This window comes from uncultured Agrobacterium sp. (assembly GCA_913777615.1).
In the GTDB taxonomy this organism is placed as follows: domain Bacteria; phylum Pseudomonadota; class Alphaproteobacteria; order Rhizobiales; family Rhizobiaceae; genus Agrobacterium.
In genome coordinates this window covers 85,657-100,792 of record CAJYTK010000006.1, presented here as the reverse complement: position 1 = coordinate 100,792, position 15,136 = coordinate 85,657, and the positions used below count along the sequence as shown (strand labels likewise).

The window sequence follows — 15,136 nt, the reverse complement described above, 5'->3', positions numbered from 1 at the left end:
ACGTGGCCGTCTGACCTGTGATCGAGGTCGCATAGATGAGCGGGAAGGAGTGTCTCCATGGAGACCACGTTGAAGGTTCTCACAGCGCGCCGTGGACGGCGAGATGTCCATCGCCAATCGCTAGACTAGATCAAGCACAGATTGTGTCTGAGAGCTTCCGGCTGCGCACGACGGTGAATGATCCCTTCGCCCAACTGACGGCCGCCCTGACCGTCATTGCCAACGGCCATAAACTGAGCCGGATCAATGAGCTTCTGCCGTGAAGGAATGCGGCAACGTAATCTGCGCCAACCGCAGCGCTGTCTCTGACCCACCGTGGGCACCGGGCCGGGAGCCTTCTCAGCTATCGAGGACAGCCGTGCCGTAGGAATTGTCTACAGCGCATAGCCAGGTGCCAGACGAGTCCCGACGAAACACATAGGTGGCACGTCGTACCGTCGACGTCGCAATGCCGCTTTCGTCGACGGCATCCAACCACGTTTCCATGATGACCAACGCTGTGTCTCCGCCCTCGATCACCTCCATCCGCCCTTGGCGGACTTTCAATTTACCTTGGAAATGAGCAGAGATTGCTTCGAACGCTTTCCTGATCTGGTCTTTGCCTTTGGCGTACATGCCTGCTTTGACCACTAAGGTGGCATCATCGGTGTAGAATCGCATCAAGCTGTCGAAGTCTTTGGCCGATATGGAACGGTCTGCAGATTCGATAAGGGCTTTCAAGGGATGGTCAGACATTCTGGACTCCAAAATGGCCGCGAGCGGAAAAACAAAACCCGCCTCGCGGCGGGTTGCTTTGTCTGGAAATATGACGTGCTTAGCCCACCACTCGATGAATGGTGATAATAATCACAGTGAAAGCGCCAACAAATTCCATTGTGCATCTTTATCACCATCGTCAGCGACGGGCAAATGATTACGTCCAATTTTGCGCAAACTAGTCAAGGTGTCTGCGGCACATCTTTTCCACTGAACAACGTGGTAGCTGCGTATCTTAGTGCTCAGCCATCAGCCACCCCACAGTTGCCTGTTACTCCGCAATAAGGTCGGACTGTGCAACGACGGCAAAGAGCTATCTGTTTCGATCAGCAAGGCGATCTCAGCTCTAATCTCCGGTCCGGCATCGTGACCAGCAATGAGTGCGTTCTTCCGGCGAAGTAATTGGCATTAAGGCATTTTCCAGCCGAGTCTCAATGCATCGTTATGTCGTTAGCGACCACGATATCGCTTAACGAACCGCGTGTCATTCCAGTTTTTCCACCTCGCAACCCATCGCCCTGATCCCGCGAGCGCCCATTTGTCGGCGATTGCCCGCCCGTTCGCCAATGAGATAAGTGCAAGCCATCTCCGCTGTGGCCGGAACGGCTGCAACGTTTCGCCGGAGAGGCAGCGGCGGATGTTTTCGGCCAAAACGGGGCCCTGCCGGACCGCGAAAACTCCGGCCTTGGGTCTTGGGTCGGGAAGGCTGGCTACATCCCCGGCCGCAAAAATCTCTGGATGCGATATTGATCGCAGGAAATGGTCGACCCGGATGAACCCGCCTGCGTCGAGCGTGAGGCCGGTTTTGCCAAGCCAGGTTGGCGCTCCGCTCGAGGTCGTCCAGACCACATCATCCACAAAGAGCTTTCGTCCGTCACGGGCCACGAGCTCCCCTGCCTCAAAGCTGGTGACTTCAAAATTAGGGTAATTCATGATCCCGGCCGCGTTCAGCTCCCGCCGCAAAATCCATCGCGCCAAACGACTGCGCTCTGTCACAACATCATGAGCCCGACCGGCGAGCAAGATGTCTACGCGGTCGCGGCCTAGTCTTCGCTGCAGGGCAAAAGCCATCTCGACACCTGCAACACCCTGTCCAACCACGGCGAGACGCAACCTCCTTGTTTTTTCAGCAGCCCGAGCGTCGAGTGCTTCCAGCCGCAGCGTAAAACTCGCAATCGGCTTGACCGATATCCCTCCGGACACACCGGGCGGCAGGGCTGGCGTAGATCCAATGTCGATTGAGAGGATCGAATAGTCGAGCAACATGCCGTCAGCCAGGCTGACCCGCCTAGTGTTCGGATCGATCGCCGTGGCGCTCGTGGCGATAAAGGTGACCCCATAGCGGGTACACAGCTTCTCAAGATCGATGTGGAAATCGTCAAAACTGTACTGTCCGCTCACATATCCGGGAAGCATGCCGGAATAAGGCGCGTGGCGAGAGGGCGAGACCAGTGTGATCTGTGTGCCGAGACCGAGTTCTCCCAGTCGGCGAATGACTTCCACATGTGCGTGGCCCCCTCCCAGAAGGAGGATCGGCACGGCATCGCCCGTCTCAATCATGTGGCGCTCCCCTGGAGCCGAGACGGTGGACGGGACCGCCTGCGGCCTCGGCATCTGCCTCGTCATGGGTGACGAGGATGACCGGGAGGCCGGCGGTTCTTGCGCGCTCGAAAACCAGCAGCCGCATCAGGGCGCGCAACTCCATGTCGAGCTTGGAGAAAGGTTCGTCGAGCAGCAGGAGGCGTGGTCGCGACACGAGAACGCGGGCGAGCGCCACGCGTGCCTTCTGCCCGCCGGACAGGGTCGCAGGGTCGCGTTCGGCAAACCCGGCCAAATCCATTTCGGCCAGGATCTCCGCAGCCATCTGTCGACGTTGCCGGCGATCTGCGACATCGGCCGGGATGGCGAAGGCGACATTGGCACCGACCGACATATGGGGGAAAAGCAGCGGATCCTGGAAGAGAATGCCGGCCCGTCTGGCCTCTGCCTGAAGCGACAGGAGATCGAGACCATCGACGGAGACGGCGCCCCGGGCGTCGAATGCCGGATCAAGAAAGCCGCCGATATAGGACAGCAAGGTGGATTTACCCGAGCCGGACGGCCCCATGACGGTCAGCACCGAACCGGGCGCCACATCGGCACTCAGATCGATCAGGGTCATGCCTCTCAGGCGGATCAGGACGCCAAAAAGCGAGAGGCCGGTCGAGCTTTGTCTTTGCAGCATCATCAGACCTTCATCTCACGGCGGTTTCGGTGCAGCGCTGCGGGGATCAAGGCCGCGAGGGCGAAAGCGAGGAAAGGTAGGATGGTCTGCAGCAGGGCATAGACTCCGATGACACGGCGGTTGTTGCCGGAGGCGAGTGCGACCGCCTCCGTGGTGATGGTTGAAAGCCGCCCCTCGCCGATCAGAACCGTCGGCAGATATTGCCCGACCGAGACGGCGAAGCCAACTGCCATGGCCGTCAGGATCGGGCGGATCAACATGGGCAGGCGGATCGATATGAGCACAGACAGTCGCGACCGGCCAAGAGCGGTGGCGATGGTCTCATATCGACGATCGAGCGAGCGCCACGGGTCGGCCAGCGAGAGGAAAACATAAGGCAGCACAAAAACCAGATGAACGAGCACCAGCGCCGTCAGCCTGTGTTCGCTGCGGCTGCCGATGAAGAGCAACTGCAGGCCGAAGACGAAGGTGATCTGCGGCACGATCAGCGGCAGATAGAGCATCAACAGCGCCTTTTCGTCGACGCTGCGGCCCGTTTGAAGCTCCCGCTCCAGGCAACCGATCGTGAGCAGGATGGCGAGCAGGGCCGAGGCAAGGCCCGTCAGCAGCGTGGTGACCAGGGGATCGCCGATGCGCGGCCAGGCATTCATCCAGCTTCGCAAGGTGAAACTCTGCGGCAGGATGTCCGGAAACTGCCAGAGGCCGGCCAGCGACCAAATGGCGAGGATGGCAAGACCTGCGAAAACGATGGTGCCAATTAGGCCGACGAGGAGGATCGACACGCGGCGGACGAACCTGTCGGCCACCAACCGCCAGCCTTTGTCACGCACAGTCTTGAGCGCACTGGACGCAAGACGCTCCAGGACGAACCAGGATATCAGTGCCACGAGGGTAACGCCGAGCTGCAGCACGGCGCCGGCCGAAGCGAGAAAGCGGGCGGAGAGATCCGGATCGTTCATCCACTGGACGAGCCGTGTCGCAAGCGTGCCGGGCAAATTGGGACCGAGGATCAGGGCGACATCGACAACGGAAGACGAATAGGCGATCACGGCATAGACGGCAAAGCGGATCTGGCGGTAGAGCGCCGGCCAGAGCAGGTAGACGAAGCCGGCGATCCGGCCATAGCCGAAGGAGGCTGCAAGCCTGCGGGCAGCGACGAGGTCGACCTGTGGCAGGGCGGCGAGCGTCACGAGAAAGAGAAAGGGCGTCTCCTTGATCACCAGCCCCGCGATCATCGCCAGCCCCATGGGATCATGGGGAATGAGAACATCCGGCGGCCGATCGATCCCGAAGACGGGGGCGACCAGGCGGATCAGAAAGCCGGACGGTGCGATCAGAAAGGCGAAGCCAAAGGCCGCGGCAGCATGGGGAACGGCAAGCAGCGGCGACAGCAGATGCTGCAGGCGAGAGAGCGTCGGCGTGCCGGCATAACTCGCGACGAACACCAGCGTAATTCCGACAGAGATCAGCGACGCGGCAAGACCCGTCGCCACGCTCAAGGCTGCGGCGGCAACCAGCCCTGGCGTGGCGAAGAGATCTCGGAAGGGCCCGAGCCCCAGCTCAAAGCCTCCAAGAGCTGGCAGATAGCCGAAGGCCGGAAGGAGCGTGCCGAGCAAGCCGAAGGTGATCGGCAGAAGCAGGAAACCCAGCGTGAGTGCGACCGCAGCCCTCGGAAAGACTGTGGTCAAGCCGTTCCTGAACATGCGATCTACCGCTTCAACTGCCACGGCTCAGTTGCCGCTGGCGTAGCGTCGGCGCCATTCGACTTCGATACGCTCCATCCAGCTCGCATGGGGTTCTGCAATGACCGGTCCGAGCTGATCGGGCGCAAGCGTTGCCACACCAAGGTCGAGTGCGGCGAAGGCGGCACGATCCTCCTCCGGCAGTTTTCCCATGGCGAGAACGGTCGGATCGCCCCAGTAGGTCGGATCCTGCTTCCGTAGTTGTGCTTCGGGCGAAATCAGGAAGTTCGCCGTCAAAAGGGCCCCTTCTTTGGCATTGGCATTGTAGGGGATGGCGACGAAATGCGTGTTGCCGAGGGTGCCGTGGGAAAACGTGAAGGAGCGCACGGTATTAGGAAGCTCGCCTGCCTTGATGCCTGCTGAGGCTTCTGCCGGGTTGAAGGCGAAGATGATGTCGAGTTCGCCGTCCGCGAGCTTCTGTTTCATGTCCGGGTAGTTCTGCGGAAAGGCCTTGCCCTGACGCCAGGCCACCGGGTGCAGCTGATCAAGATAGGCAAAGAGCGGTTCGACATCCCGCTCGAAGGTTTTCTCATCGACCGGCTTTGCCAACTTGGAAGGATCATCGATGACTTCGCTCAACACCTGTTTCAAAAAGGACGAGCCGATGAAATCCGGAGGCGCCGGATAGGAAAAACGTCCCGGATGCTTCTTCGCCCAATCTAGCAGTTGGACCGCATTATCGGGCAACGAGGCTGAGTCAGTCCTGGCGCTGTCGTAGAAGAAGACCATCTTCGCGCCGCCCCAAGGGCTTTCCAGCCCATCCGTCGGCTCGGTGAAATCTGTGAGGATGGTCGGCTGGTTCTCGACGTCGACATATTGCCAGTTCGGCAGCGCCGTTGCCCAGCCCGGCGTCAGAAGCAGATCCTGCTGCTTCATCGAGACGAAGTTCTCGCCATTGATCCAGATGAGATCGACCGAGCCACCCTCGTTCTTGCCGGCCGCCTTTTCGGCGATCACCTTGGCGACGGCGCTTGCGGTATCCTCGAGCTTCACCTGCAAGACGGTGACGCCGTAGCGCGACTGCATTTCGGCGCCAACCCATTCGAGATAGGCATTGATGTTTTCAGATCCGCCCCAGGCGTTGAAATAGACCGTCTGCCCGGATGCGGCCTTCTCGATGGCGCTCCAGTCCTTTACATCGCGTTCAGCCGCCACTGCGTTGAGGCCACTGATCGCTGTAATAAGGCTGGCTGCCAAGACACTCTTGATGAAGCGCATTCGGGACTATCTCCTTCGTTCGGATCGGACCGAGCTCACTCGGAGTCACGTTCCACATGTGATTTAACTCCTGAGGCCCTCTCGGACACTTAGGTTTTGCCGATGGATCGCGCTCGCCTCAACGCGAGAGCGGCCTCGATCTCTGGGCCGATGTGTTGATCTTCCGACGCAACCGCCGCGCGCGTCAGGTCGCGGGTAATCCGCATTTGCTCGATGAACGCCCGGCATCCGCGGCACATGGCGAGGTGCAGCTTCATGTTGAAGCGTTGCCATGGTCCGAGCTCGCCATCGATGAGAAGGCTGGCGCGTTCGGCGACTTCACTGCATCTGAACATCAGATCAATCCTTATTCTGGACCTGTTGGACATGACTCGATCCGGGGGGATCCGTTACAGCTGACGCGTCTTTTTTCTGATGATTTAAAATATCGCGCACCGGTCATGGCAGACGGTTATAGATTGCGCTCAGCATGAGGCGCCCGGATAACCCCGGAAAGAAACGGCCGATACCTGCCATGAGACGCGCCGCCAAACCCGGCACGAAGATCCCTGCGCGGCGGCGATTTAGGATCGCGGCCGCTATCAGTTCCGGTTTTGCGCGTCGATCGCGTTTGCTGCCAGGCGGTGCATGGCGTTCGGCATGTGGCGTGTCCATTGGACCTGGAACCGCAATCTGTACTGTGATCGAATGTCTGCGCATGAACTCGGCTGCAATGCTCTTGCCGAAGGCGGTGACACCATCCTTAGAGGCCGCATATGCGCTGGCGCCAGGATAGCCTACGAAATGCGAGAGCGACGATGTCAGCACCAGGCGGCCACCGCGTGCAATCATCTCGCCGCGAATAAGGGCTTTCGTGACAATCATCGTCCCGGTCAGGTTGACAGCCACGACGCGCCACATCTCGGACAACTCCAATTCCTCAAACCTGCCGACGGCACTGATGCCGGCGGTAAGAACGACCAGGTCAAATGGCGATCGGCTTGCAAGTGAAGCAAGTGCCGCGCCCACACTTTCGCTATTGGAAATGTCGCAAACTGCTATCACGGCTTTGTCAGCCGGGGCTTCCAGCGCCCTTGCGTCCAGATCAAGCACGCTGACCTCGTCTCCACGCTGTATCGCGATCTCAACGAGTGCCCGGCCAAGACCAGAAGCGCCACCTACGACAAGCACCTTCATGTCGTCGACCTCCGCAAGAGGGTATCTGTCAGGATGCGAGGATAGGAAATCGTCCTGCGATAACCGCCATTCTCCTCGAGCATCGCCAGGATCGTGCTCGCGACCGCTTCAGGCTTAAGCATGATCCGATCAAAAAAATCCGCTGGTCGACCAGAGCGGACCGACATGCCTGTCGCGGTCGGTCCCGGATGCAGCGCCTTCACGGTTATTCTCCCCTGCCATTCCAGTGCGAGGGACCGTGCCAAACCATCGATTGCCGCCTTGCTTGCCGAATAGATGGGCATAGTGGAAGCCCCCTTTCTTGCAACCGAGCCGACAAGTGCGATCCGACCGCTAGCGGCCACGAGTGGCTGATAGAGGCCATGTGTCAGATGTATGTTCGCTCTGACATTGACCTCGACCACGTCGGCCATTTCGGAATCGACTTCTTCAGTCAACGCCCTGTAGTGACCTTTCCCGGCACACAGGATGGCGCGGTCAAGCGTTGCGGGCAGAGCCTCGACCAGCCGCGTGCGTGCAGCCACATCGGCGAGATCCGCCACGTGATACGGCACATCCGGGAAGCCTGCAGGAAGGTCTGCTGACTGTCGCCGTCCTGTTGCAATGACCTGCTCGCCACGGGCATCAAGCAGGCGAACAATTTCCAGCCCGATGCCCGACGAGGCGCCAGTTACGAAATAGGATATGGGGGCACGTGACGATCGATGCGTGGTCAAACGCCACCCCTGCGCTGACGGACCTGCTTGACGACCGTTGGGATGAGCGCGACGACGGCAAGTGTAAAAAATGCGATCGTGATTTCCCGCGTTACCAGATCCGATATTTGTGCCTCGCGTCCGGCGGCCTGCGCGGCTACCAGCACGCTGTCCACGCCTTGGCCGAGATAGGCATAGGCGAATGTGCCGGGTAAAATCCCGAGAAATGTTGCGGCGACGAAGCGTCCGAGGCTGATGTCGAAGAGAGCGGCTGCGATATTGACGACGAAGAAGGGGAAGACGGGGGCAAGACGTATGACAAAGAGATAGCTGAAGGCATTTTTGCGAAAGCCGTCGGCGAGCTTTTTGACCACTCCGTCGACCCTCTGGCGTAGGAAGCTCCCAAAGGCTGAGCGAGTAGCCAGGAACAGAATGGACGCCCCGATGGTTGCTCCAACGGCGACAAGCGCACCGCCTAACAGCCAGCCGAACAGAAATCCGCCGAATATCGTCAGGACGGATGCGGCCGGGAACGAGAAGGCGACGGCAAGGATGTAGGCGCCGACGAATAACAGTGCAGACCAAACCGCATTACCGTCAACATATGCTCTCATTGCCTGCCTTTGCTCGGCAAGATAGCCGAGGCTGAGGTACTTCTCCAGGCCCAGGGCATAACCAACCGCTAGGCCCAGCACGAGAATCCCAACGGGGGCGAGTCGTATGAGGCGTTCATGTAGAGACGTGGCCTTGTTTGACATGTGGTTGCTGGAGTTCTCATCAGACATCGTTGAGTGACCAATCGTAGACAAAAGAGCCGACAGAGGCTGTATCGATCCGTTTTGCCAGATCGACGCTTGCAAGTGATTTCCAGTGGGCCTTGAGTGCGCCCTTGCCGCCGAAGTCATCGGCGTACCAGGAATAGATTTTCGACGCGGTGATCTCGCCATCCGACACAGTTATGCCGCGCGGGTGGTTGACGTAGTCGCGGGCGTTTTCAGCGAGCAGGGCATCGACATTGCCGCCGGAGTAAGCCGTCGCTGACAGGTTCGGGCATGAGTAGGACGCGCAGTTCAAGCCGTAATGGCTCATCGGATCCTTGAACAAGCCCCGGACGATCTCGTGTTCGATATCATCCAGCGACAGCTCCGTCCCGCTGACCATGATGATCTTCTTCGACCAGGGGCCGGTTTTGAATAGACCGCCGCCGCCGAGCTTGATGTCCTTGATAGAGGCCACGGGATAATGATCGATTACGACCTCAAGGGTCTTGGCATTGTAGAGGTTGATCCAGAACGCGTGGCCCTCATTGCGTGAGAGACGACTGGCGTCGATACGGGATAGTCCGTCGAGATAGGATTTTAGCGCGGTGGCGCCCTCGCGCCGCAACGAGTTGTAATCGACGCGGTTATAGCGGCTTTTGTCCGGCTTGACATAACGTTGGAGCAGTTGATCGAAGCTGCTGTGATCGGCACTCGATGTGCCGACCGGTGCCAAAGCTGAAAAGCTTGAGGCAATTGCGGGTCGGGATGTGATCGCAACCAGGCCGGCACCAGCGAGGCTCAGTACACCGCGACGAGAGATGTTGTCGTGCATCGGGCTCATTCTGCCTTCCTTCTTGTTTTCTTGCGAGTTTCGCTCGGGACCCATCGGTTTCAGCGTCACGATGGCTTGATATGAGCAAAACTTGCTGGACTTTTAGAACGATTATTCTGTTAATACCTCTCGGACACTGTTCGGAGGGGCTGTGGGGAAATCGGAAATCGATGAACAGGACTTGCTGCGACGGCTGATCGAAGGGGATCAGGCTGCGTTCGAGAACCTGTTTCGGCGGCACAATGCCGCGATGATTCGTTTTGCGACCGGCATCGTCAGAAGCCGTTATGTGGCCGAAGAAGTCGTACAGGATACGTGGGTCTCGGTGCTCAGCCGGATCGATCTCTTCGAGGGACGAAGCTCCCTGGCTGGCTGGATCTACACTATCCTCCTCAACAAGGCCCGAACCCTCGCGAAACGTGATGGAAGAACCGTGTTTTTCGACGATGCAACCGACGGCGACGGCCTTGCAAACGCCTTCGACGGCCGCGGCCGCTGGCGAGATCTGCCCGAACTTTGGGATGAGTTGACACCGGACAGACACGTTGAGGGTCGCAGCGTCCTCAAGCATGTCGAGACAGCCATCGAGGCGCTGCCCCCGGCACAGCGCGCGGTGCTGATGCTGCGTGGGCAGCAGGAACTCGATCCCAAAGAGGTTTGTGCTCTTCTGGATATGAGCGAAGGCAACATGCGCGTGCTCCTCCACCGCGCGCGGGTGAGCATTCGCAACGCCCTCGATCAGCTTAACAAAAGCCTCTGACAAGGTGCTTGGCCATGTACAATCCCAAACCGGCGCCACGCTTCGCATGGCTAGTGCTCAGCCTCGGAGAAGGCGACCCACCCCTGTCGCCAACGAATGAGAGTGGTAACGGCGCATAGCGCTGCAAATCCATAAGCGATCACCGGGAAGCTCGCCGGCAGGAGGCACATGGCAACGAAGAGGGCGATCGTTTCGAAACCTTCTGCCAGTCCGCCGGAGTAATAGATGCCTTTGGTCGGAAAATCTGCGGCCTTCCTGCCGAGCTTTGCCGCAACCGCAGAAAAGGCGAGAAATGAGGAGCCCGTCCCCACGAAGGATACGATCAGCACGGCGGCCGGCAGCGCATGCGTTTCGGGTGCCTGCAGCGCAAATCCGAGTGGGATGAGCGCGTAAAACACCATGTCGAAGGCAATATCGAGATACGCTCCTCGATCTGTTGGCCCCGCAATCCGCGCGACCGCGCCGTCGAGACCGTCCAAAAGGCGATTGAGGAGGATGAGCGAGAGGGCCACGGGCCATTGTCCGAAGCATAAGGCGATAAATGCACCGAAGCCGGCCACAAACCCCGTAAGGCTGATTTGGTCTGCCCCTATGCCGCGATGGGCCAGAAATTCGGCGACCGGCTGAAGGGCGGCACGTTGCAGTGGCAGGATGCGAGCGTCGATCATCCACGCCTCCAGGTCTGGAAGCGCTCAAGCAGCGACAGGAGGAAGGCGTTGATGTGGTCGCGGCGCCACTGGCCGGCGACCATCTTGTTTGCCTCGGCGAGCGTCGGATAGATGTGGATCGTACCGAGGATCTTGCCAAGGCCATGCCCATGTTTCATGGCAAAGACGAATTCGGCAAGCAGATCACCGGCATGCTCACCGACGATAGTCGCACCAAGAATCTTGTCCTTGCCCGGCACTGTCAGCACCTTGACGAAGCCGCGGGCGGATCCATCGGCGATCGCCCGATCGAGATCATCTATTCCAAAGCGTGTCACCTCGTGGGGTATGTTTTTTTGCTTAGCCTCGGCTTCCGACAGCCCTACGCGGGCCACTTCCGGATCAGTGAAGGTGGCCCAGGGGATCACAGAATAGTCGGCCTTGAAACGCTTAAGATCGCCGAAAAGGGCGTTGATTGCCGCAAACCAGGCTTGGTGTCCTGCCACATGGGTGAATTGGTAGGGCCCGGCCACATCGCCGGCGGCCAGGATATTCGGGTGGAGCGTCTGCAAGTATTCGTTCGTTTCGACCACACGATCGACTTTGATGCCAAGCTCTTCCAGCCCAAAACCCTTTAGGCGCGGCGCGCGCCCGACAGCCGCGATAATCTCGTCAAAAGCAATTCGCCGCTTTTCGCCGCCATGATCGACTTCGATCCACTTCTCACCTGCCTCGACCCCGCAGGCGACCGCCTTATGGTTTGTAAGCACCTGGACGCCGTCGAACTTGAGGGAGGCTTCCACCAATGAGGCTGCATCTTCGTCCTCTCGGATCATCAGGCGCGGTGCCATCTCGATCTGGATGACCTCTGACCCCAGCCGTGCGAAACTTTGCGCCAACTCGCAGCCGATAGGCCCGCCGCCCAGCACCACCAGCCGTTTAGGCGCCGAGGGGCGGTCCCGAAGACGATCCCATAGGGTGTCGGAGGTGAGGTAACCCACCTCGTCTATACCGGGAATGGGTGGAACGAAGGGTTGTGCGCCGGTCGCAATAATGATCGCACGCGTGGTCAGTCGTTGACTGCCCCCATTGTTAAGGGCGACTTCAACCGTCCACGGATCGATGAGCTTTGCGTATCCTTGAAGAACTTCAACTCCCAATGAGGTGTAGCGCTCCACACTGTCATGCGGCTCTATTTCGGCGATGACGTTATGAACGCGCTCCATCACCGAGGAAAAAAGCACCTTGGGCTCAACCGGTTCAAGTCCGTAGCGGACGGCATGGCGCATCTGGTGAGCGATCCTAGCGCTTTTAATGAGTGCCTTCGAGGGCACGCACCCGAAATTTAGGCAGTCGCCGCCCATCCTGTGAGCCTCGATCAGGGTCACCTTCGCCTTTGCGCCAGCAGCGATATAGGCAGAGACCAGACCGGCAGAACCTGCTCCAATAACAATCAGATTGCGATCGAACCGCTTGGGTCGTTTCCAATCGCTGTTGGTGGATGCGGAGTTTTGGTCGGTCGACGCCATGCGAGCTCCTTGTCAGACTTCGGCCAAAACGGCCGGCTGTACCAAGGACTATTAAGCGTTCGATCTGTTACAAAGGAGGGAGAAAAAAATCGCTGGAGATCTTTCTCGGGCGCGGCGGGACGCCAAACAGAGTGACTATTTTTCTATATGATCAGCTAGCCTCGTTACCGCCATGAGCGCTGTTCGGGCGATAGGCAGAAGCTCATCAGCCGTCTGGCCAGAGCGCGCCTTGAGGGTCATCCCCCGCGCCACTGATGCGATCATTCCGGCCACAGCACTAGCCGAGATCTTCGCATCGACTGGCCACCGGGCCAGCAGAAGGCGTTCTTCTATCCGATGTTCCATCGCGGTAAAGCGACGATCAAGTTCTGCCGTGAAAACCGGGTTGGTTCCAGCGGCATCTGCCAATACGCAGGAAATCAGGCACCCTGGAGTGCCTCGATCCGAAGTGGCAAGATGGATCACTTCATCGAAAAAAGCGGACAAATCCTCAGCCAGAGACCCCACAGGTCCCAGCGCCGCTATGACACGCGACACACGCGTTTCGCCATATCGATCAAGCGCCGACATAAACAGACCCTGCTTGTCTCCGAAGAGCTGGTAGAGGCTGGCACGAGGCATATTCATTGCCCGACACAGCCTGTCAATTGAAGCCGCTTCGAAGCCTTCTGCCCAGAAAGACCGCATTGCCGCTTCCAACGCAGTTTGTCGATCGAAGCCGCTCGGACGGCCCCGCTGACGTATTGTTGGGCTGGTTGCTGACATTGATCACCTAATTCTGAACCGACCATTCTAAAATAGCTGTCCAATCTCGCGAATTCAATTTAAAGAACGAGTGTTCCGAAAATTAGAGGAGATTTTCCATGGCACGTATCCCGCTTCTCGATATGCAGCCCGAAACACTTGAAACTTCCACCGGCGAGGCTCACGCCTTGTTGGAGACAGCCAAGGCCAAACTCGGCTTTGTACCTAACATGTATGGATACATGGCCAAGTTGCCACCGGTTCTCGCCAACTACATGTCGAGCTATGACGCCTTCCGCAGCCAGTCCGGCTTCACGTCTGCCGAGCAGGAAACAGTCTTTCTTACAATCAGCCGCGTGAACGGCTGCACTTATTGCATGGCTGCTCATTCGATGATCGCCGACAAAAAGTCGCGTGTTCCATCGGCATCTCTTGATGCGCTGAGATCCGGGGAAGAATTGCCGGATGCGAAACTTCAGGCTGTCGCAGCCATGACCGAAGCGATGGTCGTTTCACGAGGAAATCCCGGGAAGGCCTCGATCGAGGCCTTCCTTGCGGCAGGTTATACCGAGCAGCACGTCTTTGGCATTGTGTTGGCGATCGCTGCGAAGACATTCTCCAACTACGTCAATCACTTGGCGGGGACACCGGTTGATGCGGTTTTTGCTCCGTATTCGGTCGATTGATACTCGAGGATGGGGACCTAGGAAGGGAGGCAGGGAGCTGTACTCACAGGCCTCCTGCCTTGCATGAAATCTGCGTCGGCCTAGGTTTCTTATTTTCTCAAGCGCCACAACTTGATCCGGCGCAGTACATCACGAAAGTTACCCAAACTCGTGCAATCTTACTGGAAAAATTCTGCTGTTGGGGGTCTAACAGCGCAACCGGCAATACCAAAGTTATAGCCTTGGGTGAATGTGGCATCAGTCCCGGTGCCTGACCATCAAGTTCACCAATGTGGGTAAGGCGACGGCAGCGCAAAGGCGATAAGTCGCCTGCCGATACATTGCAGCATCGACGGCACCCCAAAACCCGCTAGTTGTGATGGCGTCCTGGACCAGGTTCGGATCTCCGTCGATCAACCCTCAAGGGGTCGGCTAGCAAGCTGCCGCCGCTCCGTCTTCGCCTTCGCGGTGATCGCGACCGTCCCTGTTCCATCGAGGAGCCATCAGCGGGAATTGGCCCGCTTCCGATGGAGCACCTCAAGATGGCACACGATCTTTCTCTCGCCCAATCTCACGCCTTCCACCTCTGCAACGATCTGATGGTTCCCATCACCCTGTTCAAGTCCGGCGACGAATTCGGCGTCCTTCCGTCCGACGAACTCGATGACGAAGACGATCTTGAGATCGTGCACGAATACTTCCCGCGCGGGTCTCATTGAGACCCGCCTGTTCCTGCCGCTGGCGACTTGTCGGCCGCAAGGGAAGCGCCGCCGCAGCGCTTGCTGCAACTTTTGTCAGTTGCGCGCTGCGCCCTTGCACCCTCCGCTCTTCGCGGCGGGAAGGAGGTCTCCCGCGCATTGCGGGAAAATGAAAGGACGGCCGCCACGCGGCCGAAGAAAAATATGGAACGAAAAGACTTAGAGGCGCTGCGCGCCAGCGTCAGTTGTGAAGCCCTGCTGGAGAGGGCCGGATACGAACTCGATTTAAGAGAAAGCACCCGCCGAGCCGTCAAATACCGGCATGGTGGTAGCATCATCATTGTGACCCATGAAGGACGAGGCTGGTTCGATCCTCTCAGTGACGACAAAGGCGATGTCTTCGGCCTCGCCATGATTCTTGAGAACGTCACGTTCCCAATCGCGGCGGATCGTTTTGGAACTGGGCTTGCGTGAGATGACGGGGAGGGGGAGGTTTCGGGCATGGGGCATCGTTTGAGTATGCTTCTTCTACCTGTTCATCGGCATGTTATGCCTTAGATGCCGCCGTTGGCCACGGCGCGGAAGCCTCGGCCTGAGCGAAGACTAACGAGCGGTTCGAGAGATTTCTGCAATCGCTTGACCGCAGGTTCGCGGCTGGTGATAGAAACCACTTCTTTGTTTGCTGTGTG

The 15,136-nt window shown here is 58.6% G+C and carries 16 protein-coding genes and 2 pseudogenes; 5 read left to right on the top strand and 13 right to left on the bottom strand.

The features are described from left to right. Positions 1-339 precede the first annotated feature (339 nt). The 10 genes from QZ862_RS04995 to QZ862_RS04950 all read right to left on the bottom strand — a co-directional run bounded on the left by QZ862_RS04995 (position 340) and on the right by QZ862_RS04950 (position 9,413). Complete coding sequence (locus QZ862_RS04995; RefSeq protein WP_296097909.1) at positions 340-735, bottom strand: SgcJ/EcaC family oxidoreductase; 396 nt, start codon at positions 733-735, stop codon at positions 340-342. Positions 736-1,206: 471 nt separating this feature from the next. After that, positions 1,207-2,316 (bottom strand): FAD-dependent oxidoreductase, encoded by a 1,110-nt coding sequence (locus QZ862_RS04990; RefSeq protein WP_139790702.1) that lies wholly within the window; start codon positions 2,314-2,316, stop codon positions 1,207-1,209. Next, positions 2,309-2,980, bottom strand: a complete 672-nt coding sequence (locus QZ862_RS04985; RefSeq protein ID WP_081177389.1) for an ATP-binding cassette domain-containing protein — start codon at positions 2,978-2,980, stop codon at positions 2,309-2,311. Before QZ862_RS04985 ends, QZ862_RS04990 begins: the two co-directional genes overlap by 8 nt. Before the next feature lie 2 nt (positions 2,981-2,982). Next, positions 2,983-4,668 (bottom strand): ABC transporter permease subunit, encoded by a 1,686-nt coding sequence (locus QZ862_RS04980; protein WP_296097906.1) that lies wholly within the window; start codon positions 4,666-4,668, stop codon positions 2,983-2,985. 42 nt (positions 4,669-4,710) lie between these two features. Then, positions 4,711-5,940, bottom strand: coding sequence for an ABC transporter substrate-binding protein (locus QZ862_RS04975; RefSeq protein ID WP_296097904.1), 1,230 nt, complete (start codon positions 5,938-5,940; stop codon positions 4,711-4,713). Between the two features lie 89 nt (positions 5,941-6,029). Further along, positions 6,030-6,275: a zf-HC2 domain-containing protein gene (locus QZ862_RS04970; protein WP_176218715.1), complete on the bottom strand. Its 246-nt coding sequence runs from the start codon at positions 6,273-6,275 to the stop codon at positions 6,030-6,032. Positions 6,276-6,378: 103 nt separating this feature from the next. After that, a complete protein-coding gene (locus tag QZ862_RS04965) occupies positions 6,379-7,116 on the bottom strand; it encodes an SDR family NAD(P)-dependent oxidoreductase (RefSeq protein WP_081177325.1) in 738 nt (245 codons plus the stop codon). Further along, positions 7,113-7,832: an SDR family oxidoreductase gene (locus tag QZ862_RS04960; protein WP_176218716.1), complete on the bottom strand. Its 720-nt coding sequence runs from the start codon at positions 7,830-7,832 to the stop codon at positions 7,113-7,115. Before QZ862_RS04960 ends, QZ862_RS04965 begins: the two co-directional genes overlap by 4 nt. Next, positions 7,829-8,425, bottom strand: a complete 597-nt coding sequence (locus QZ862_RS04955; protein ID WP_296097899.1) for a VTT domain-containing protein — start codon at positions 8,423-8,425, stop codon at positions 7,829-7,831. The genes QZ862_RS04960 and QZ862_RS04955 overlap by 4 nt, the downstream gene beginning before the upstream one ends. A gap of 163 nt (positions 8,426-8,588) precedes the next feature. Next, entirely contained in the window at positions 8,589-9,413 is an 825-nt protein-coding gene (locus tag QZ862_RS04950) for a DUF547 domain-containing protein (protein WP_176218717.1), read from the bottom strand. Positions 9,414-9,555: 142 nt separating this feature from the next. Here QZ862_RS04950 and QZ862_RS04945 point away from each other — a divergent pair, with 142 nt between their 5' ends. Continuing rightward, complete coding sequence (locus QZ862_RS04945) at positions 9,556-10,164, top strand: RNA polymerase sigma factor (protein WP_139790705.1); 609 nt, start codon at positions 9,556-9,558, stop codon at positions 10,162-10,164. Positions 10,165-10,214: 50 nt separating this feature from the next. On the opposite strand, the gene QZ862_RS04940 is transcribed toward QZ862_RS04945, so the two are convergent. From QZ862_RS04940 to QZ862_RS04930, 3 genes are all read right to left on the bottom strand, one after another. Further along, positions 10,215-10,832 carry a CDP-alcohol phosphatidyltransferase family protein gene (locus tag QZ862_RS04940; RefSeq protein ID WP_081177329.1) on the bottom strand — a complete coding sequence of 206 codons (618 nt, stop codon included), beginning with the start codon at positions 10,830-10,832 and terminating at the stop codon, positions 10,215-10,217. Next, positions 10,829-12,340: an FAD-dependent oxidoreductase gene (locus QZ862_RS04935; RefSeq protein WP_081177330.1), complete on the bottom strand. Its 1,512-nt coding sequence runs from the start codon at positions 12,338-12,340 to the stop codon at positions 10,829-10,831. The genes QZ862_RS04940 and QZ862_RS04935 overlap by 4 nt, the downstream gene beginning before the upstream one ends. Positions 12,341-12,475: 135 nt before the next feature. Continuing rightward, positions 12,476-13,027, bottom strand: a complete 552-nt coding sequence (locus QZ862_RS04930) for a TetR/AcrR family transcriptional regulator (protein ID WP_296097891.1) — start codon at positions 13,025-13,027, stop codon at positions 12,476-12,478. A 176-nt stretch (positions 13,028-13,203) separates the two neighbouring features. Between QZ862_RS04930 and QZ862_RS04925 the strand changes: the two genes are divergently transcribed. The 4 genes and pseudogenes from QZ862_RS04925 to QZ862_RS04910 form a co-directional block, all read left to right on the top strand. Beyond that, a complete protein-coding gene (locus QZ862_RS04925; protein WP_081177332.1) occupies positions 13,204-13,770 on the top strand; it encodes a carboxymuconolactone decarboxylase family protein in 567 nt (188 codons plus the stop codon). Between the two features lie 521 nt (positions 13,771-14,291). Then, on the top strand, positions 14,292-14,468 hold the full coding sequence (locus tag QZ862_RS04920) for a hypothetical protein (RefSeq protein WP_176218718.1): 177 nt from the start codon (positions 14,292-14,294) through the stop codon (positions 14,466-14,468). Positions 14,469-14,651: 183 nt separating this feature from the next. Next, positions 14,652-14,897, top strand: a pseudogene (locus QZ862_RS04915) (hypothetical protein); the annotation flags it as partial. Continuing rightward, a pseudogene (locus QZ862_RS04910) lies at positions 14,887-14,964 on the top strand (helix-turn-helix domain-containing protein); the annotation flags it as partial. The pseudogenes QZ862_RS04915 and QZ862_RS04910, both read left to right, overlap by 11 nt. Positions 14,965-15,136 lie beyond the last annotated feature (172 nt).